The sequence below is a fragment of the Candidatus Methylomirabilota bacterium genome, from assembly GCA_036002485.1.
In the GTDB taxonomy this organism is placed as follows: domain Bacteria; phylum Methylomirabilota; class Methylomirabilia; order Rokubacteriales; family CSP1-6; genus AR37.
In genome coordinates this window covers 16,478-35,268 of the sequence record DASYTI010000143.1, presented here as the reverse complement: position 1 = coordinate 35,268, position 18,791 = coordinate 16,478, and the positions used below count along the sequence as shown (strand labels likewise).

The following is an 18,791-nucleotide window of genomic DNA, read 5'->3' as shown; positions in this document are numbered from 1 at the left end:
GGGGGTGTCTGCTATACTTTCTGTATCATGACTGACGCCGACGAGCTGTTCCCGACCGCCGAAGACGAGATCCAGAAGCTCCGCGAGGCGCTGGAGGCCAAGACCCGGGAGGCCGACGAGCAACGCGACCGCTATCTGCGGGCCGTCGCCGAGTTCGACAATGCCAAGAAGCGCGCGGCGCGCGAGCGCGAGGACTACACGCGCTATGCCACCGAGTCGCTCGTGCGCGAGCTCCTGCCCGTGCTCGACAATTTCGAGCGGGCCCTCCTCGCCGCGCGGAGCGAGCCCGGCGCCGCCGCCGTCGTCTCCGGCGTCGAGCTGATTCAGCGCGAGCTGCTGCGCGTCCTCGAAAAGGTCGGGGTGACGCCGTTCGCCTCGGTCGGCCAGCCCTTCGACCCCGAGCGACACGAGGCCGTGGCGCGCGTGCCCGCCGGACCAGGCGCCCCCGAGGGCACGGTGGTGGACGAGACGGCCCGCGGCTACGCCCTCAACGGGCGCGTGCTCCGCCCCGCCATGGTCACCGTGGCCATGGCCCCCGACCCGTCCTAGTGGCGGCCCGGGACTTCTACACCATCCTCGGCGTCGGGCGCGACGCCGATGACGCCGAGCTCAAGAAGGCCTACCGCACCCTCGCCCGGCAGTTCCATCCCGACAAGAATCCCGGCAATCCCGCCGCCGAGGCGCGCTTCAAGGAAGTCAGCGAGGCCTACAGCGTGCTGTCTGATCCCGAGAAGCGCGCGCAGTACGATCGCTTCGGCAGCGTGGGCGCCACCCCCTCCGGATTCGAGGCGGGCTTCGGCTCCATCTTCGAGGACCTCTTCGAGGGATTCTTCCGAGGCAGCGGCGGAGGCCGGCGCACCCGCGCGCGGCGCGGCCAGGACCTCCAGTACCGTCTGGAGATCTCGCTCGAGGAGGCGGCCAGCGGGACGGAGACCAAGGTCCAGATCCCGCGCCACGAGACCTGCGAGACATGCGACGGCTCGGGACAGGAGACGGGCACCACGCCGGAAGTCTGCGCCACCTGCCGCGGGCAGGGGCAGGTCCGCTTCTCGCAGGGCTTCCTCACCGTGGCGAGGCCCTGCCCGGCCTGCGCGGGCGCGGGCCGCATCAACCGCCACCCCTGCACGAGCTGCAAGGGCGAGGGACGCGTGGCGCGCGAGAAGCTCCTCAAGGTCACCATCCCGCCCGGCGTCGAGGACGGCAATCAGCTCCGCCTCACCGGGGAGGGCGAAGGCGGGCTCGCCGGTGGCCCCGCGGGCGATCTCTACGTGCTGCTCCATGTCCGCCCGCACGAGATCTTCGTGCGCCAGGGCGCCGATCTCGTCTGCGCGCTGCCGTTGACGTATCCGCAGGTGTGCCTGGGAGACGAGGTCGACGTGCCCGTCCTCGACGGCAAGGCGCGGCTCCACGTGCCCGCGGGCACCCAGCCGGGCCAGCGCCTCTTCATCAAGGGCAAGGGCATGCCCCACCTGCGGGGGCGCGGCCGCGGCAATGCCATCTACGAAGTCGTGGTCGAGGTACCCGCGAAGCTGAGCGCGCGCGAGCGGCAGATCCTCGAGGAGCTCCGGGAGGTTTCAAAGGAGTCGTCGGGTCCCCTCCTCGCTTCCTTCCTCGAGCGGATGAAGAAGCTCTTCGGCGGCTGAAGGCAGACGGCACGAGGCCTGCGGTAGGAGTTCCTGGATCCATGGGCTTCTGGCAGCTGACCGTCCCAACCTCGCCCGACACCGCCGAAGGGTTCACGAACTTCCTGTGGGAGCAGGGTGCCCTCGGCGTCGTCGAGGAAGAGGGTCCGGCGGACCCGCCTCGGGTCCGCGCCTTCTTTCCTGACAGCGCCTCATCGACCGGACTCATGGCCGGCGTGGCCGCCTATGCGGCCGAGCTCAGGGCCCTCGGCTTCGCGACCGCGAAGGGCGAGATCGAGATCGCCCCGCTCGTCGAGGAGGCCTGGGCCAGCGCCTGGCAGCAGTCCTTCCCGCCCCGCGCGATCGGACGCCGGCTCTGGGTGCGCCCGTCCTGGGAGTCCGCCGAGGCGCCCGGCCGAGTCACCATCGTCATCGAGCCGGGGCGCGCCTTCGGCACCGGCCATCACGGCAGCACGGAAGGATGCCTGGCCTTGCTGGACGAGGCGATCGGCGAGCGGCCGCCGGCCCTGGTCCTCGACATCGGCACGGGCACGGGCATCCTCGCCGTGGCCTGCCTCAAGCTTGGCGCCGAGCGGGTGCTGGGTCTCGACATCGACCCCGACGCCATCGCCGCCGCGCGCCGCAATGCTACGCTGAACGATTGCCCCGACCGCCTCGATCTTCTCCTGGCCGGCCCCGAGCTGCTCCACGATCGGCTTCCTTTCCCGCTCGTTCTGGCCAATCTCCTCGCCCACACCCACCTGGCCCTGGCCCCGCGCTACCGGCGACTCGTCGCGCCCGGTGGCCAGCTCATCCTGGGCGGCATCCTGGAGCACGAGGACGCCGAGGTGATCGAGGCGCTCGGGGGCGCCGGCTTCGCGCTCGAGGAGCGGCTCGTGATCGAGGGATGGTCCGGGCTCCGGCTGCGGGCGGGCGCTCCGTGAGCCGCTTTCACATCCGCCCCGAGGCCGTCTCGGGCGCCCACGTCGCCTTCGACGCGCAGGAGAGCCGTCACCTCACGCGCGTGCTGCGACTCGGCGCCGGCGCGGTGGTGGAGGCGATAGACGGAGCCGGCGGCGTATTGACGGTACGGATCGAGCGGGTGGGACCGCGCGGCGCCGAGGGCACTGTCCTCGCGCGCGAGGAGCGAGCGAGCGAGTCACCCTGCCGCCTCGTGCTCGCCCAGGGCATTCCGAAAGGCGACAAGATGGAGGGGATCATCCGCATGGCCACCGAGCTCGGCGCCGCGCGTATCGTTCCCCTCATCACCGCGCGTACCGTCGTGCGCATGGAGCCGGGGCGCACGGGCTCCCGCCTCTCGCGCTGGCAGCGCGTGGCCAAGGAGGCGGCCAAGCAGAGCGGCCGCGGCATTATTCCCGAAGTCGCTTCCCCCGTGGGCCTCGTCCCGTGGCTCGCGCAGAGCGGGCCCTCCGGTCTGCTCGTCTGTCTGTGGGAGGGGGCGCCCGAGCCGCTGGGCCCGCAGCTGCCGCCTCCCCCCTGCCCCCGTGTCACGCTCGTCGTGGGTCCCGAGGGCGGCCTGGGCGACGAAGAGGTCGCGGCGCTCCGCCGGACCGGGGCCATTGTCGGTGGCCTCGGGCCGCGCATCTTGAGAACCGAGACCGCCGGGCCCGTGGGACTGGCCCTTCTGCAATCCAGGTATGGCGATCTCACCGGGGGCGCCCCGTGAAGAGCGGACTCCGATCTCAATCGATGCGGAAATGAGACAAGCAGGGCTGCAGGCCGTGTGATCCATGCAACGGCAGCGCGTATAGCCGGTTGGGGCGGAGGAGAAAGAACGCCGTCAAGTCGGTATCTTGCGGCTATCCTCCACCCGTGGCACCTCGATTGCTAGTACTGCCGCCGGACATGGACCTTCAGCGAACCATCAGACGGAAGGTCAGTGTAGAAGGTATAGGTCTCCACTCAGGCGAGCCGGTTCAGCTCACGCTTACTCCGGCCGCCGCCGACACCGGCATTCTCTTCCGCGCAGCCGACGGCACCCTGGTCCCCGCTGACATCGAGCACGTCGTCGATGGGCGCGCGGCGACCACGGTGGGAGCCTTCGGCGTCCGCGTGCGCACCATCGAGCACCTCATGGCGGCCGCGGCCGCGCTCGGCATCGACAATCTGGTCGTGGACGTCAACGCGGAGGAGGTCCCGGCCCTCGATGGCAGCGCCAAGCCATTCGTGGATCTCCTCTACTCGGCCGGCGCCGCGCTGCTTCCCGCCCCGCGCCGGCCCCTCGTCGTGCGCGGGCCCATCCGGGTGGGCGACGGCCACCGCTGGCTCGAGATCACGCCGTCGGAGTCCTTCCGCATCACCTACACGCTCGACAATCCCCATCCCGTCATCGGCCAGCAAATCGTATCCCTCGAGGTGACGGAAGCCGCCTTCGTGGACGAGCTGGCGGCGGCGCGCACCTACGGCTTCCTCAAGGACGTGCCGACGATGAGGAAGAACGGGCTGGCCCGTGGGGGCTCGCTCGACAATGCGGTGGTGGTCGGCAAGCGCGCCGTCCTCAACGACAGCCTCCGCTTCGAGGATGAGTTCGTCCGCCACAAGATCCTCGACCTGGTAGGCGATCTCCACCTGCTGGGGCGGCCGCTCTGCGCGCACGTCACCGGCAAGAACGGGGGGCACGCCCTCAACCACGAGCTTGCCGCGGCCGTGAGACGGGCCTTCGCCGCCGAGCGCCGTCCGCGCACCAGCCGTTCCCGGATTCACCCGGCGACCTTCGTGCCCGGCGGGGAACTTTCCCCGCAGGCGGGCATCGCCGCTCTCTAGCCCGAATTATTCACGAGCGCGCGTACCGTATCCTGGCCTCCCCCTTATCTACTCAGCCCTCGCCCTCAGGGCTTCGCCCTTCAGCTCGAACCGCGGCCCCCTCCCCTTCCGGGGGCGAGGGATCAAAAAATGAATCCCTCTCCCTCGAAGAGGGAGAGGGCTGGGTGAGGGTGGCGTTGTCTCGCTAATAGTCCAGGCTAGCCAGGCTTCCTCGCCGCCCCGTAGTCCCGCCTGGACTTCTCAAGCTCCCGGGCTGGCCCGACGATATAATGGCGTGCCCGGCCTATGCGTAGATCAACCATCCTGACCCGCTCGACGCGCCCGCGGGTGATCGCCCTGGTCGCCCTGCTGCTGCTCCTGCTCTGCCTGCCCCCCGCGGTTTCCCGAGCCCAGAGTGACCTCCGCATCACCGGCCTCTCGGTCTTCCTGAACGACTTCGACGTTACCGTCCAGGGCGTGCTCCTGGGCGCCGTGCCCGCCGACCTGCACGAGAGCCTGCACAGCGGCGTGCCCGTGCACGTGCGCTTCGTGGTCGAGCTCTGGCAGCAGCGATTCCGCAACCGGCTCATCCAGTCGCGGACCATCGATCGCCAGCTCACCTATAACCCGGCCACCAAGGAGTACAAGGTCGCCTCGACGGCGGGAGAGGAGCGCGAGCTCTTCGTCAGCAAGCAGCTCCGCGAGGCCCAGCGCGTGGTCTCCGAGCTCCGCGTGGGCAAGCTCGCCCCCGACGCCTCCCTCGACCCGCGCGAGCTCTATTTCGTGCGCCTCCGCGCCGCCGTCTCCCTCAATGGCGTCAACACCTGGCTCGCCCGCTTCAACGGGGAGGCGGCCGAGACCGACTGGGTGCAGTCACCGTTGCTCACCCCGACGAGGCGCCAGTGAGCCCCCTCACCCGCGGGGAGCCGGTAGACGAGCGCGGCAGGCGCCGGCGCAACGTCGTGCTGGTCCTGGGCGCTCTCACCCTGCTCATCGCGGCGTGGTGGGGCTTCCGGGTCTGGATCCACGCCCCGGACGTGCCGCTGGCCTGGAATCTGGGGGTCTTCGCTCTCTTCAATCTCAATCTGATCGTCTTCCTCTTGCTCGTGGTCCTGCTCTTCCGCAATCTCGTCAAGCTCTTCTTCGAGAGAAAGCAGAAGGTCCTGGGTTCGCGCTTCAAGGCCAAGCTCGTCCTCGCCTTCATCTCCCTGGCCCTCTTTCCGGCCATCCTCATCGTCTTCATCGGGTCGAACATCATCAACAAGGCGATCGATCAATGGTTCAAGCCGCAGGTCGAGCGGCCCCTCGATCTTGCGCTAGAGGTGGCGCAAACGTACTACCAGGGCCAGGAGGCCCTGGTGCTGCGCCACGCGCGCTACATGGCCGACGTCGTCTCCCGCGAAGGCTTCATGGGCCTCGCCCAGCGACCGGTCCTGACGACCTATCTGAACGGCCAGCAGGAGCGCCTGGGGCTCGCCGCCGTCACCGTCTTCAACCGGGGCGGCGTGGCCGTGGTCCACGCCAAGGATCCGGGGCTCGCCTCGGTGCTCACGCGCTCGGTCAACCGGGAGCAGCTGCGGCAAGCGCTCGCGGGGCAGGAGGTGACCACGGTCCACGAGCTCGAGCAGGGCGACATGATCCAGGCCATCGTGCCCATCCGCGGCGAGAAGTCCGTGGTGGGGACCCTGGTCGTGGGCAGCTACGTGCCGCAGCGCCTGGAGACGAGGCTGCGGGGCATCAGCCAGGCCTTCCAGGACTACAAGCAGAGCAAGCTTCTCAAGCAACCGCTCAAGGGAACGTACATCCTGATCTTCTCGTTCTTGACGCTCCTCATCGTCTTCTCGGCGACGTGGTTCGGTCTCTACCTGGCCCGGGGCATCACGGAGCCGGTGCAGATGCTGGCCGAGGGCACGCGGGCGGTGGCCGCGGGCAATCTCGACTACCGGGTCCAGGTGCGCGCCGACGACGAGATCGGCATCCTCGTCGACTCCTTCAACCGGATGACGGCCGACCTCGCCTCCTCGCAGACCAAGCTGCGCGAGACCTATCGCGACCTCCAGGCCAAGCACGAGGAGGTGGAGCAGCGCCGGCACTATACCGAGACCGTGCTCGAGGCGGTGGCCACAGGCGTGCTCTCCCTCGATCCCGCGGGCCACATCACGACCATCAACGGCGCCGCCGAGCGCATGCTCGGCGTCACCGGGGCGACGGCCCTCGGCCAGCCCGGCTCCGCCGTGCTGCGCACCCCGCTCCACGCGGAGATCGGTGCCCTCATCCAGCGCATGAACCGCCTGCGCGAGGGCACGCTGGAGCGCGAGGTCCATCTGCGCCGCGAAGGACACGCGGTGACCCTCCTGGCCTCGGCGACCGCCCTCAAGGGGCCCGACGGAAAGTACTTGGGCATGGTGCTGGTCTTCGACGACCTCACGGAGCTCCTGAAGGCCCAGCGCCTGGCCGCCTGGCGCGAGGTCGCCCAGCGCATCGCGCACGAGATCAAGAACCCGCTCACCCCCATCCAGCTCTCCGCCCAGCGGCTGCGCCGGCGGCTGTCCACCAATCGGAGCCCCGAGGACAAGCGCCTGCTCGAAGAAGCGACGGCCACCATCGTCGAGGAGGTGGAAGGGCTCAAGCAGCTCGTGGACGAGTTCTCCCGCTTCGCGCGCATGCCCGCCCTCCAGCCCAAGGAGACCGATCTCGGGCGCCTGCTCGAGGGCGTGGTCGTGCTCTACCGCGAATCGCATCCTGAGCTTGCCATCAAGTCCTCCTTCTCGCCCGACATGCCGCCCGTGGACGTGGATCCCGACCAGATCAAACGAGCCGTGCTCAACCTCGTCGACAATGCGGTGGAGGCGGTCAGCGGCACGGGGCAGGTCTCCGTGGAGACCATCTGGCTGCCGGAGAGCCGCCGGGCCCGCATCGTGGTGGCCGACGACGGCCCCGGCATCCCCGCCGACGACAAGGAGCGGCTCTTCCTGCCCTACTTCTCCACCAAGGCCAGTGGCACGGGCCTGGGTCTGCCCATCGTGCACCAGATCGTCACCGATCACGGCGGCACGATCTGGGTCGAGGACGCCACGCCACAGGGCACGCGCTTCGTGCTCGAGCTGCCCGTGGGCCGGCTGGCCGCGGCGGCGGCCGTGGAGAGCGCGCCACCCGTGGGGACCGCCTGATGCCCGGCGAGCACATCCTGATCGTGGACGACGAGCGCGCCATCCAGGCCACCCTGCGCGGAGTCCTGGAGGACGAGGGCTATCGCGTGACGGCGGTGGGCTCGGCCCAGGAAGCGCTGGCGCGACTCTCCGACGAGGCGCCGGATCTGGTCTTTCTCGACATCTGGATGCCCGGCATGGACGGCCTCGAGGCCCTGGCCGAGATCAAGCAGCGGCGGCCGGAGGCGGCGGTGGTGATGATCTCCGGCCACGCCACCATCGAGACGGCCGTCAAGGCGACCAAGCTCGGCGCCTACGACTTCGTCGAGAAACCGCTCTCGCTCGAGAAGATGCTGCTCGTGGTCACCCGCACCCTCGAGCATGCGCGGCTCCAGCGCGAGCACCAGCAGCTGCTCATGCGCGTCGAGCGCGGCCAGGAGATCGTGGGGACGAGCGTGGTCATGGAGGAGCTGCGCCAGCAGATCATGATCGCCGCGCCCACCAACGGCCGCGTGCTCATCCACGGAGAGAACGGCTCGGGCAAGGAGCTGGTGGCCCGCGCCGTCCACGCCCGCTCCGCGCGGGCGGAGGGGCCCTTCGTCGAGGTCAACTGCGCGGCCATCCCGGAAGAGCTCATCGAGTCCGAGCTCTTCGGGCACGAGCGCGGAGCCTTCACGGGCGCGGTGGCGCGCCGCCGCGGCAAGTTCGAGCTGGCCGACGGCGGCACCCTGTTCCTGGACGAGATCGGCGACATGAGCCTCAAGACCCAGGCCAAGGTCTTGCGCGTGCTCGAGGAGCAGGCCTTCGAGCGCGTGGGGGGCAAGGAGACCATACGCGTGGACGTGCGCGTGCTCGCCGCCTCCAACCAGAACTTGCAGGAGCAGATCACCGCCGGCCGCTTCCGCGAAGACCTCTTCTACCGACTCTCCGTCATCCCCATCGAGGTGCCCCCTCTCCGCAAGAGAAAAGAAGACATCCCGACCCTCGTCGAGCACTTCATCTCGCTCTTCTCGGCCGAGAACGGCCGGCGGCCCAAGACCATCTCGGTGGAGGCCCTGGCCTATTTCCTGGCCTATGACTGGCCGGGCAATGTCCGCGAGCTCAGGAACATGGTCGAGCGGCTCGTCATCATGGCCCCCCGCGACGTCATCGGGCCCGAAGACCTGCCGCCCCCCCTCCGCACGCGAGAAGGCGGGACAGCCGAAGAGGCCCAGAAGGACAAGACCCTCAAGGAGGCCCGCGAGGCTTTCGAGCGCGCCTATATCCTGGGTGAGCTGCGCGCGCACGAGTGGAACATGACGCGCACGGCCGAGCGGCTCGGCATCGAGCGCAGCCACCTCTATCGCAAGCTCAAGAGCTACGGGATCACGCCCCCCAAGCAGTAGGCCCCGACCCGCCAAGGAGGTTCGCATGCGTCGCTTCGCCGTCGTCATCGCCTCGCTCCTGTCCGTCGTGTTCGCCACGACGGGACCGGCGCTTGCCCAGTCCAAGGAGCCGGTCAAGATCGGGCTCTCCGCCGCCGTCTCCGGCGGCTCGGCCGCCTCGGGCGAGGCCATCAAGCGCGGGCTCCAGATCGCCATCGACGAGATCAACGCCAAGGGCGGCGTGCTCGGAGGCCGGAAGCTCGAGCTGGTCATCCGCGACGACGAGGGCAATCCGCAGAAGGGCGTCACCATCGCGCGCGAGCTGGTGGAGCGCGAGAAGGTCGTGGCCGTGTTCGGCGGGCTGCACACCACCGTGGCCCTGGCCCAGGTGCCCGTCTGGCACGAGCTCAAGACCCCGTACATGGGCGCGTGGGCGGCCGGCACCAACATCACGCGCAACGGGCAAAGCCCGAACTATGTCTTCCGCGTCTCCGCCAATGACGACTACGTCGACCGGTTCCTGTCCCGCTACGCCATGGAGACGATGAAGAAGAGCAAGCCCGGTCTCCTCCTCGAGAACACGCCCTGGGGGCAGTCGAACGAGACGGGGCTGACCAAGTGGTTCGGGGAAAAGGGCATCAAAGCGGTGGGCGTGGAGCGCTTCAACTGGGGCGATCCGGACATGAGCCCGCAGCTCCTCCGGCTCAAGAACGCCGGGGCCGATCACATCGTGCTCGTGGCCAATGCCCCCGAGGGCGCCCAGGTTCTGCGCTCCAAGGCCAAGCTCGGCTGGGACACGGCCATGATCTCGCACTGGGGGATCTCGGGCGGCCGCTTCGCCGAGTTGACGGGTGATCTCTCCGACGGCGTCGTCTTCCTGCAGACCTACACCTTCTTCGGCAAGCAGAACGAGCGCGGGCAGTACGTGCTCAAGATGCTGCGCGAGAAGCACGGCATCAAGGAGCCGGGCGACGTCATCGCGCCCGTGGGCACCGCCAACGCCTATGACGGCCTGCATCTCGTCGCCCTCGCCATCGAGCAGGCCGGCGCCACCGACGGCTCCAAGGTGCGGGATGCTCTCGAGAGCCTGAAGAGCGAGTACAAGGGCCTCATCAAGTCCTACAAGCGGCCCTTCACGGCCGAGCAGCACGACGCCTTGACGGACGAGGACTACGTCATGGTCGTGTGGAAAGGCGGCAAGATCGTTCCCGTCGCCCCGAGGTAGTGCAAGCGCGAGAGCGAGCCGAAGCGCGAAACCGGGGGAGTGCGGGGGCCATTCGAGGACCCCGCATCGAATGACGATCCAGCTGCTCGTCACGGGGCTGGCCCTCGGCAGCATGTACGGGCTGGTCGCCCTCGGGTACCACATCACCTGGGTGACCAGCCGGACCATGAACTTCTCCCAGGGCCACGCCGTGATGGCGGGGGCCGTGGGGGCCTACGCGGGCTTCGTCGCGCTGGGCTGGCCCTTTCCCGTGGCGCTCCTGATCGCCCTCGTCGCCCTCGCCGGCTACGGCGCCCTCGTCGAGCGCGTGGCCGTCCGTCCTTTCTTCTTGCGGGCCTCCCCGGCGTGGCTCCTTGCCACCATCGCCGTGGGCATCATCGCCGAGAACGTGGCCCAGCTGACCTTTGGCAAGGATGCCCGTGCCTTTCCCTCGCCGCTCATGCAGAAGCCGATCATGGTCGGCTCCGTGGGCTTCTACCCTCAAGAGCTCCTGGTCCCGGTGGTCGGCCTCGCCCTCATGGGGCTGGTCCAGCTCTTCTATCACCGGACGTCCTACGGCAAGCAGCTCAAGGCCGTGGCCTGGAATCCCGAGGCGGCCGGGCTCCTGGGCATCAACATCCCGCGCGCCGTCATGGTCGCCTATGCCCTCTCCGCGCTCCTCGCGGGGATCGCCGGCGTGCTCCTCGCGCCGCTCCTCAACGTGGCGCCGCAGATGGGCACCATCATCGGGCTCAAGGCCTTCGCGGTGGCCATCATCGGGGGACTGACCTCCGCGCCCGGCATCATCCTGGCCGGCCTCGGCTATGGCCTCGTGGAATCGTTCGTGGCCGGCTACGTCTCCACGCGGGCCCGCGAGATCGTGGGCTTCGGTCTCGTGATCGCGGTGCTCATCGCCCGGCCCTGGGGACTCCTGGGCCAGAAGCCCTCGAGACGGGTGTGAGAGAGCGGCTGGGTTGGATCGTCATGGCCGGGACGGCCGCCGCCATCCCGCTCCTCACGTCGAATACGTACTATCTCTACGTCGCCATCAGCATCGGGCTCCTGACCATCGTGACCTCGGGGCTCAATGTCCTCGCGGGCTTCACCGGGCAGACCTCGCTCGGCCATGCGGGGCTCTATGCCTTCGGCGCCTATACGGCCGCCCTGTGCGTCACCCGCGCGGGGCTCAACCAATGGGCGGCCATGGTGGCGGCCATCGTCGTCACCTCCGTCGTGGGCGCGGCCGTCGCCGCGGCGGCCCTTCGCGTGTCCGGCCCCTACCTCGCCATGGTCACCATCGCCTTCGGCCTCATCGTGGAGGGCGTGCTGATCGAGTGGGGCTCGGTGACAGGAGGCCCGGGCGGCATCTTCAATATCCCGAAGCCCGCGCTGCGCAGCCACTACTGGACGGTGATGCTCGCCGCGGCGCTCGCGCTCTGGCTCACCGCCAACCTCAGAGGCTCGGCCTGGGGGCGCGCCTTTCTTGCCGTGAAGGAGAGCGAGGTCGCGGCCGAGTCCCTGGGGCTCTCGGCCTACTATGTCCGCATCGTGGCCTTCACCGTGTCGGCCGCCTTCGCGGGAGCGGCCGGCGCTCTCTTCACGTTCGCCAACGGCTATATCTCCCCTGACAGCTTCACGCTCCAGACCTCCATCCTGTTTCTTCTCGCGCTCCTTTTCGGCGGGCTCGGCCGCATCGCCGGTCCCGTGGTGGGCAGCCTCGCCCTGACTCTGCTGCCCGAGCTGCTGACTCGGCTCATCGACTATCGCCTCATCCTCTACGGCACGCTCCTCCTGATCTCGATCTACTGGCTGCCCGAGGGCGTGGTCGGCGCCTTATCGAAGGCGCGCCGTGGGCGGCCCGCCCCTACCTATTCAGCCCTCGCCTCGTCGCTCGAGGCGAGCGTCTCGGCTCGAACGGCGACCCTCTCCCCAGAGGGGAGAGGGATCACTACGGTGCCCCACCGAGCCGAGCCACCCACTAACCCTCTCCCCCAGTGGGGGAGAGGGAAGGGTGAGGGGGTCGGTCCTCTCCTCCGAGCGAGCGACGTGAGCTTGTCCTTCGGCGGCGTGGCCGCGCTCGCCGAGGCAGATCTCGTGGTCGAGCGGGGAAGTATTCACGCCGTCATCGGCCCCAATGGCGCCGGCAAGACCACGCTTCTCAACGTGCTCTCCGGCTACTACACGCCGGATCGCGGCAACTTCACCCTCGAGGGCCGATCCCTGGCGGGGCTTCAACCCTATGCGGTCGCCCGGCGCGGAGTGGCGCGTACCTTTCAGACCGCACAGCTCTTCGGCGAGCTCAGCGTCCGGGACAATGTCGCCGTCGGCGTGGCCGGCCCGCGACTGGGCTCCGTGCTCGGCGCTCTGGTCGCGACACCGGTCGCGCGGCGGCGCGAGTCCGAGATCCAGTCGACCTCGCGCGCCCACCTCGAGGCTCAGGAGCTCGGCGGCCTCGCCGCGCAGGACGCGGCTTCCCTGCCCGCCGGGCTCAGGCGCCGGCTCGAGATCGCGCGGGCCCTGGCCACCCAGCCCATTCTGCTCATGCTCGACGAGCCCGCGGCCGGGCTCTCTCCCATCGAGATCGGTCTGCTCGATCGCCAGCTGACGGAGCTATGCCGGGAGGGCGGCCTGACCGCCATTCTCGTCGAGCACCACATGGACCTGGTGATGGCGGTATCCGATCGCATCACCGTGCTCGACTACGGCCGCGTCATCGCCGACGGCGCCCCTCAAGACATCCGGCGCGACCCCGCCGTCATCGAGGCCTATCTCGGCGCCGCCCCATGACCGCCCTCACCGTGTCCGGCCTCGACGTCTCCTACGGCGCCGTGGGCGCGCTCCACGACGTCTCCCTCGAGGTACGGCAAGGGGAAATCGTCTCGGTCATCGGAGGAAATGGCGCGGGCAAGACCACGCTGCTCAAGGCCATCGCGGGCGTCCTCCGTCCCGCCGCCGGTCGCATCGCCGCCCATGGCCACGACATCGCCGGACGGCCCTCCTGGTGGGTGGCGCGACGTGGAATCTCGCTCGTGCCCGAGGGACGCGGGATCTTCGGCGATCAGAGCGTGAGCGACAACCTCCTGCTCGGAGCCGTGGCCCGCCCGGGCCGGCGCGATGAGAAGGCCATTCGCGCCGACCTCGAGCGCGCGCTCTCGCTCTTCCCCGCTCTCGCCGGGAGGCTCGGCAGCCCGGCGGCCAGCCTGTCGGGCGGCCAGCAGCAGATGCTGGCCGTGGCGCGGGGCCTCATGGGGCGTCCGCGCGTGCTGCTCCTCGACGAGCCCTCGCTGGGCCTGGCGCCCATGCTCGTGCGCGAAGTCTTCGCCGCCATCGAGCGGCTGAGAGCGGAAGGGGTGACTATACTGCTCGTCGAGCAAATGGCCGCCCAGGCCCTGGCCCTGGCCGATCGCGCCTATGTCCTCGAGCGTGGCCGCATCACCATCGAAGGGCCCGCCCAGGCCGTGCGGGAGAATCCCGCCGTGATCGACGCGTATCTCGGACGCCGTGTATGATCCCAATCGCCATGCCCGCCTGGATTCTCGCGCCCACCGCTAGTGAATTCGGTGGGGGGGTCTGGGGATGGCACTGTGAGGCGCAGCCGCGAGGCGAGCCGAACCAACCCTCCATCGGGAGCGGCGCCGCTCCCCCCCAGTCCCAATTGAGTGTGACCCGGCTGGGGAGCCACACTCGCGAGAGGGCGCATCGAGCCCCTTCGCTGGCCGGTCGAGTCCATTCGGTCTTCGAGCGCGCGATCAACGTGCTCTGGTCCGATGGTCGCTTGCTCACCCTCCAGGCACCCGGGCTCCTCGCGGCCCCTTTCGCGATGGCGCTCTCGCGGCTTCCCGAGCGTGGAACGGTAGCGCCGGGTATGCCGCTCAGCGCCGGGGCGTTCGACTGGACGGCCGCCGAATGCGTCGACCTCCGCATGCCGCCCGGCCGTCTCGATTTCCCCCCCAACGCGCTGGAGGAAGCCGCGCGAGCAACCAGTTCGAGCATCTTGCCCGCCGCTCGAGCCTTCGAGCGCGGCCTCGCTTCTCTCGACGGCGGCGCGGTCACCGCGGCGGCGGGTGCCCTCATCGGGCTCGGCGAGGGCCTGACGCCCGCGGGAGATGACTGCGTGGTCGGAGCGCTGGCCGTCCTCCACCGGCTGAGGCCGGACTGGCTGGCCGTGAATTCTCGAGTCACGGACGCGCTCGCCGCCGCGGCACGCACTCGAACCACGGACATCGCCCGGGACTTCGTGCTGGAGGCGCTGGCCGGGCGCTTCGCCGAGCCCGTGCTGGCCGTCGTGACGGCGGAGTCCGTCGAGGCGGCAAGGCGGGCCGCCAAGGGCCTGGCTCGGTTGGGCGCCACCTCGGGAGCGGACACGCTCCATGGCATCCGCCTCGCCGGTCGCGCCCTCGAGCGCGGCAGCGTCGCATGACCCAGGCGGGCCTCGTCAAGAAGAGCGCCTACCAGGATTCCGTCGCCCTCCTCGCCCTGGCGCGGGATCTCCGGACGTCCGCGGGGGTCAGAGAAGTCGCCGCCCTCATGGGCACGCCGGCCAACCACGACGTCCTGCGCCAGTCCGGACTTCTCACGGCCGAGGCGGAGAGGGCGGGTCCGAACGATCTCGTCATCGTCGTCGAAGCGGATTCGGAGAGCCTGGCCCGCGCGGCCCTCGCGCGCGCCGAAGAGCTCCTGGCCGCCACCGAGCGGCGGCTCAGCGCCGCGGGCCGCGTCCTGCCGCGCACCATGGAGAGCGCGCACCGCCAGCTCCCGGGCGCCAATCTCGCCCTGATCTCCGTGCCCGGCGCCTGGGCCGCCGCGGAGGCGCGCAAGGCGCTCCGCCTGGGACTTCACGTCATGCTCTTCAGCGACCATGTCAGCGTCGAGGACGAGGTGGTCCTCAAGCGCCTCGCCCGAGACAGGGGCCTGCTCCTCATGGGTCCCGACTGCGGCACGGCTTATCTGAGCGGCGCGCCTCTCGGCTTCGCCAATGCCGTGCCGCGCGGGCGGATCGGTCTCGTGGCGGCCTCGGGCACCGGGCTCCAGCAGGTCGCCTGCCTTCTCGCCGCCCGCGGCGAGGGCATCTCGCAGGCCATAGGCGTGGGCGGCCGTGATATGAACCATGCCGTGGGAGGGCTCATGACCTTAGGCGCGCTCGACGCGCTGGGGGACGACGCGGAGACGGAGCTCGTCATCGTGATCGGCAAGCCGCCATCACCGGAGATCCGGCGCCAGGTCGAGGACAGGCTCCGCGGCTTCGGCAAGCCGGCCGTCGTCGCCCTGCTCGGCGGCGAGATCGGCGCTTCCGCGGGCGAGAAAGTCCAAATGGTCTCCACGCTCGAGGACGCCGCGGAGGCGGCGCTCGCGGCGCTGCGACACGAGCCGTGGACGGCCCGTCCCTTCTCCGGAGACAGTGCGGCCATCGGTCGTCGGATCGCGGAGGCCCGGCGGACGCTCGGCCCCGGCCCGCGCTCGGTGCATGGGCTCTATGCCGGCGGCACGCTGGCCTACGAGGCCCTGCTCCTCCTGGAACCACTCCTGGGCCCCGTCTCCGGCAATCTCCGCCCGAGGGTGGACAGCGTGCACCGCATCGTCGACCTCGGCGCGGATGAATTCACCCTCGGGCGCGCGCATCCGATGATCGATCCAACTTCCCGCATCGACGCCATAACCGCGCTGGCCAAGGACTCCCGGGTGGCCGTCCTTCTCCTCGACATCGTGCTGGGTCATGGCGCGGCCGCCGATCCGGCCGGAGATCTCCTGCCGGCTCTGCGCGCCGCGCGAGAGCGCGCGAGGCAGGACGGACGCGCGCTGCACGTGGTGGCCAGCGTGATCGGCACCGAGGGCGATCCGCAGGGATTGTCCTCGCAGGTGGCCAAGCTCGAGAGCGCCGGCGCGTGGGTGCTGCCCTCCAATGCCCAGGCCGCCCGCGCCGCCGCCGCCATCGCAAACCCCGAGCCATGATCCGCGACGTCTTCGCCCAGGAGATTCGCGTGATCAACTGCGGGCTCGAGAGCTTCGCGGAGGAGCTCGAGCAGATCGGGGTCTCGGTGATTCACGTCCAGTGGTCTCCTCCGGCGGGCGGCGATCCGCGCAAGGCGGCCCTGCTCGCCGTTCTCGAGGACGACACGTGACGATCGCGTCGGCCAACCAGACCGTCCTTGGACGACTGACCGGAGCTGAGCCGATGCTCATCGACTGCGGGCCGGCCCGCACCGTGATGGGGCTCACCGGCCGCACCGTACTCCACGCCGGTCCTCCGCTCGCCTGGGACAGCGCCTGCGAGACCGTGAAGGCCGCTGTCCTCTGCGCCATCCGCTACGAGGGCTGGGCGCCCGACGACGCCGAGGCGCTCGATCTTCTCGCCAAGGGCAACGTGGAGATCGCCCCCTGCCACGCGGCGGGGGCGGCGGGGCCCATGACGGGCATGGTCACGCCCTCCATGCCCGTCTTCCTCGTGGAGGAGCGCCAGTCCGGCGGCCGCGCCTTCGCCACGGTCAACGAAGGGCTCGGCAAGGTCCTGCGCTTCGGCGCCAACGACCCGAGCGTCATCGAGCGCCTGCGCTGGATCGAGGGCGAGGCGGGGCCGCTCCTGGGCGCGGCCATCCGCGTCAGCGGCGGCATCGATCTTCGCGCGCTCATGGCCCAGGCCCTCCGCATGGGTGACGAGATGCACCAGCGAAACGTCGCCGCCTCCTCGCTCCTCGCGCGCCTGCTCATGCCTCAGCTGGCCCGGGCGGCGAGAGACGCACAGGCCCTCGTCCGCGTGACCGAGTTCATGGCGACCAATGACCAGTTCTTCCTCAATCTCGCCATGGCCGCCGCCAAGGCCTCGGCTGATCCGTGTCTCGATGTCGCGGGCTCCACCGTGGTGGCGACCATGGCCCGCAATGGCACGGACTTCGGCATACGCGTGGCGGGGCTCGGCAACCGCTGGTTCACCGCGCCCGTCAACACGCCGCAGGGCCTCTACTTTCCGGGGTTCGAACCCGAGGACGCCAATCCCGATATCGGCGACAGCGCCATCATCGAGACCATAGGGCTCGGCGGCTTCGCCATGGCCGCCTCGCCCGCCGTCGCTGCCTTCGTGGGCGCCGGCGGCTTCAGACAGGCCGTCGCGGTCACGGAGGAGATGGCGGAGATCTGCGTGGGCGAGCACCCGCGCTTCCGCATCCCCGCCCTCGACGATCGCGGCTGTCCCGTCGGTATCGACGTGCGGAAGGTCGTGGAGACCGGCATCACGCCCCTCATCAATACGGGCATCGCGGGGCGCAAGCCCGGGACCGGCCAGATCGGCGCCGGCGTGGTGCGCGCGCCTCTCGCCTGCTTCGAGGAGGCCCTCGAGGCGCTCGCGGCGGCGCGCTGATGGCGCCACGGTTCGATCTCCTGCTCCAGGACTGTCGGTTTCCCGATGGCCGGCTCGCGGACGTCGGCACCCACGAGGGGCGCGTCGCCGAGATCGGCGCACTGGCCGTGCGGCCCGCCCAGCAGACCGTCGAGTGTGGCGGCCGCCTGCTCACGCCCGGTCTCGTGGACGCTCACATCCATCTCGACAAGGCGCTCCTCTCCGAGCGGACGCCCTCCATCGAGGGCACGGTGGCGGAGGCGCTACGGGTGACGGGGCACGCCAAGCGCCGCTTCACCGTCGAGGACGTCCGCGTCCGCGCGCGCCGGGCCCTCGATCTGGCCGTGCGCGCGGGCACCACGGCCATGCGGAGTCACGTCGAGGTCGACCCCATCGTCGGCCTCAAGGCCCTTGAGGCGCTCATCCCCCTCAAGCGCGAGTACGCGCCGGCCATCGATCTCCAGCTCTGCGCCTTCGCCCAGGAAGGCATTCTCCAATCGCCGGGCACGGAGGCGCTGCTCGCCCGGGCTCTGGAGAGCGGCGCCGATCTCATCGGCGGCTGCCCCTACAACGACACGGACGCCCATGCCCACATCGACATCGTCTTCCGGCTGGCCCGGGAGTTCGACGTCGACGTGGACTTTCACATCGACTTCTTCGACGAGCCCGAGCACATGGACGTGCTCTACGTGGCCGAGCAGGCCGCGCGCTGGGGCTGGCAAGGGCGCGTGGCCGTGGGGCACGCCAGCGAGCTCGCGGCTCTCGAGCCGGATGAATTCGACCGGACCGCGGCCATTCTCAAAGACGCGGGCATCGGCGTCATCATTCTGCCCGCCACGGATCTCTATCTCATGGGGCGGAAGGACGTCCGGAATGTCCGGCGCGGCCTGGCACCCGCCAAGCGCCTGCTCGCCGCGGGTGTCACGGTGGCCGTGGCCACCAACAATATCCTGAACGCCTTCACGCCCATGGGCACGGGCGACCTCGCCCTCATGGGCTATCTCATGACCGCCGCGGCGCACATGGGAACGGAGCGCGATGTCGCAGACATCCTCGCCATGCTGACGGAATATCCGGCGCGCATGCTCCGGCTGCCCGAGCATGGGCTCCGGGTGGGCGCCCGCGCCGATCTCGTCCTGTGGGAGACGGAGCGGGCGGCCGAAGCCGTGACGACCATGGCGCCCCGGCGACTCGTGGTCAAGGCGGGGCGGCTCTCCCTGCAGCACGAGCGGACGTGCACGGAGTTCTGGCGTGGAGGCTCCTGATCGTGCCAGACTGAGATCCCGACATGGATACGCTCCGCACCCTCGAGATCCTCATCACCTCGCGCACCCCCTTGATCGCCATCGAGACGCTCGA

General features: G+C 69.9%; 17 protein-coding genes. All 17 read left to right on the top strand.

The window, feature by feature from the left end:
• The coding region (gene grpE / locus VGT00_14190; protein ID HEV8532566.1) for a nucleotide exchange factor GrpE at window positions 1-549 on the top strand (549 nt) is incomplete at its 5' end.
• Complete coding sequence (gene dnaJ, locus VGT00_14185; GenBank protein ID HEV8532565.1) at window positions 549-1,643, top strand: molecular chaperone DnaJ; 1,095 nt, start codon at window positions 549-551, stop codon at window positions 1,641-1,643. The genes grpE and dnaJ, both read left to right, overlap by 1 nt.
• A gap of 41 nt (window positions 1,644-1,684) precedes the next feature.
• Entirely contained in the window at window positions 1,685-2,566 is an 882-nt protein-coding gene (locus tag VGT00_14180) for a 50S ribosomal protein L11 methyltransferase (GenBank protein HEV8532564.1), read from the top strand.
• Window positions 2,563-3,309 (top strand): 16S rRNA (uracil(1498)-N(3))-methyltransferase, encoded by a 747-nt coding sequence (locus tag VGT00_14175; GenBank protein HEV8532563.1) that lies wholly within the window; start codon window positions 2,563-2,565, stop codon window positions 3,307-3,309. The genes VGT00_14180 and VGT00_14175 overlap by 4 nt, the downstream gene beginning before the upstream one ends.
• Before the next feature lie 179 nt (window positions 3,310-3,488).
• The gene (gene lpxC / locus VGT00_14170) at window positions 3,489-4,406 is read left to right on the top strand and encodes a UDP-3-O-acyl-N-acetylglucosamine deacetylase (protein ID HEV8532562.1); all 918 of its coding nucleotides are present in this window, start codon (window positions 3,489-3,491) and stop codon (window positions 4,404-4,406) included.
• Between the two features lie 285 nt (window positions 4,407-4,691).
• Entirely contained in the window at window positions 4,692-5,291 is a 600-nt protein-coding gene (locus tag VGT00_14165; protein HEV8532561.1) for a DUF4390 domain-containing protein, read from the top strand.
• The gene (locus VGT00_14160) at window positions 5,288-7,555 is read left to right on the top strand and encodes an ATP-binding protein (protein ID HEV8532560.1); all 2,268 of its coding nucleotides are present in this window, start codon (window positions 5,288-5,290) and stop codon (window positions 7,553-7,555) included. Before VGT00_14165 ends, VGT00_14160 begins: the two co-directional genes overlap by 4 nt.
• Entirely contained in the window at window positions 7,555-8,919 is a 1,365-nt protein-coding gene (locus VGT00_14155; GenBank protein HEV8532559.1) for a sigma-54 dependent transcriptional regulator, read from the top strand. The genes VGT00_14160 and VGT00_14155 overlap by 1 nt, the downstream gene beginning before the upstream one ends.
• Before the next feature lie 25 nt (window positions 8,920-8,944).
• Window positions 8,945-10,123: an ABC transporter substrate-binding protein gene (locus VGT00_14150; protein HEV8532558.1), complete on the top strand. Its 1,179-nt coding sequence runs from the start codon at window positions 8,945-8,947 to the stop codon at window positions 10,121-10,123.
• A gap of 70 nt (window positions 10,124-10,193) precedes the next feature.
• The gene (locus VGT00_14145; protein HEV8532557.1) at window positions 10,194-11,063 is read left to right on the top strand and encodes a branched-chain amino acid ABC transporter permease; all 870 of its coding nucleotides are present in this window, start codon (window positions 10,194-10,196) and stop codon (window positions 11,061-11,063) included.
• On the top strand, window positions 11,060-12,889 hold the full coding sequence (locus tag VGT00_14140) for a branched-chain amino acid ABC transporter ATP-binding protein/permease (protein HEV8532556.1): 1,830 nt from the start codon (window positions 11,060-11,062) through the stop codon (window positions 12,887-12,889). The genes VGT00_14145 and VGT00_14140 overlap by 4 nt, the downstream gene beginning before the upstream one ends.
• Entirely contained in the window at window positions 12,886-13,611 is a 726-nt protein-coding gene (locus tag VGT00_14135) for an ABC transporter ATP-binding protein (GenBank protein HEV8532555.1), read from the top strand. Before VGT00_14140 ends, VGT00_14135 begins: the two co-directional genes overlap by 4 nt.
• 356 nt (window positions 13,612-13,967) lie before the next feature.
• The gene (locus tag VGT00_14130; protein ID HEV8532554.1) at window positions 13,968-14,522 is read left to right on the top strand and encodes a DUF2877 domain-containing protein; all 555 of its coding nucleotides are present in this window, start codon (window positions 13,968-13,970) and stop codon (window positions 14,520-14,522) included.
• On the top strand, window positions 14,519-16,051 hold the full coding sequence (gene fdrA, locus VGT00_14125; protein HEV8532553.1) for an acyl-CoA synthetase FdrA: 1,533 nt from the start codon (window positions 14,519-14,521) through the stop codon (window positions 16,049-16,051). The genes VGT00_14130 and fdrA overlap by 4 nt, the downstream gene beginning before the upstream one ends.
• Complete coding sequence (locus VGT00_14120; protein ID HEV8532552.1) at window positions 16,048-16,221, top strand: fdrA domain protein; 174 nt, start codon at window positions 16,048-16,050, stop codon at window positions 16,219-16,221. The genes fdrA and VGT00_14120 overlap by 4 nt, the downstream gene beginning before the upstream one ends.
• A 53-nt stretch (window positions 16,222-16,274) precedes the next feature.
• Window positions 16,275-17,453, top strand: coding sequence for a DUF1116 domain-containing protein (locus tag VGT00_14115; GenBank protein HEV8532551.1), 1,179 nt, complete (start codon window positions 16,275-16,277; stop codon window positions 17,451-17,453).
• Window positions 17,453-18,697 (top strand): amidohydrolase family protein, encoded by a 1,245-nt coding sequence (locus VGT00_14110; GenBank protein HEV8532550.1) that lies wholly within the window; start codon window positions 17,453-17,455, stop codon window positions 18,695-18,697. Before VGT00_14115 ends, VGT00_14110 begins: the two co-directional genes overlap by 1 nt.
• The last annotated feature ends 94 nt before the right edge of the window (window positions 18,698-18,791 follow it).

Coding starts and splice junctions, on each gene's coding strand:
- VGT00_14180 (HEV8532564.1), top strand. CDS start 1,685: ATGGGCTTCTGGCAGCTGACCGTCCCAACCTCGCCCGACACCGCCGAA.
- VGT00_14155 (HEV8532559.1), top strand. CDS start 7,555: ATGCCCGGCGAGCACATCCTGATCGTGGACGACGAGCGCGCCATCCAG.
- fdrA (HEV8532553.1), top strand. CDS start 14,519: ATGACCCAGGCGGGCCTCGTCAAGAAGAGCGCCTACCAGGATTCCGTC.
- lpxC (HEV8532562.1), top strand. CDS start 3,489: ATGGACCTTCAGCGAACCATCAGACGGAAGGTCAGTGTAGAAGGTATA.
- VGT00_14135 (HEV8532555.1), top strand. CDS start 12,886: ATGACCGCCCTCACCGTGTCCGGCCTCGACGTCTCCTACGGCGCCGTG.
- VGT00_14150 (HEV8532558.1), top strand. CDS start 8,945: ATGCGTCGCTTCGCCGTCGTCATCGCCTCGCTCCTGTCCGTCGTGTTC.
- VGT00_14165 (HEV8532561.1), top strand. CDS start 4,692: ATGCGTAGATCAACCATCCTGACCCGCTCGACGCGCCCGCGGGTGATC.
- VGT00_14120 (HEV8532552.1), top strand. CDS start 16,048: ATGATCCGCGACGTCTTCGCCCAGGAGATTCGCGTGATCAACTGCGGG.
- VGT00_14115 (HEV8532551.1), top strand. CDS start 16,275: ATGCTCATCGACTGCGGGCCGGCCCGCACCGTGATGGGGCTCACCGGC.
- VGT00_14110 (HEV8532550.1), top strand. CDS start 17,453: ATGGCGCCACGGTTCGATCTCCTGCTCCAGGACTGTCGGTTTCCCGAT.
- VGT00_14130 (HEV8532554.1), top strand. CDS start 13,968: ATGCCGCTCAGCGCCGGGGCGTTCGACTGGACGGCCGCCGAATGCGTC.
- VGT00_14145 (HEV8532557.1), top strand. CDS start 10,194: ATGACGATCCAGCTGCTCGTCACGGGGCTGGCCCTCGGCAGCATGTAC.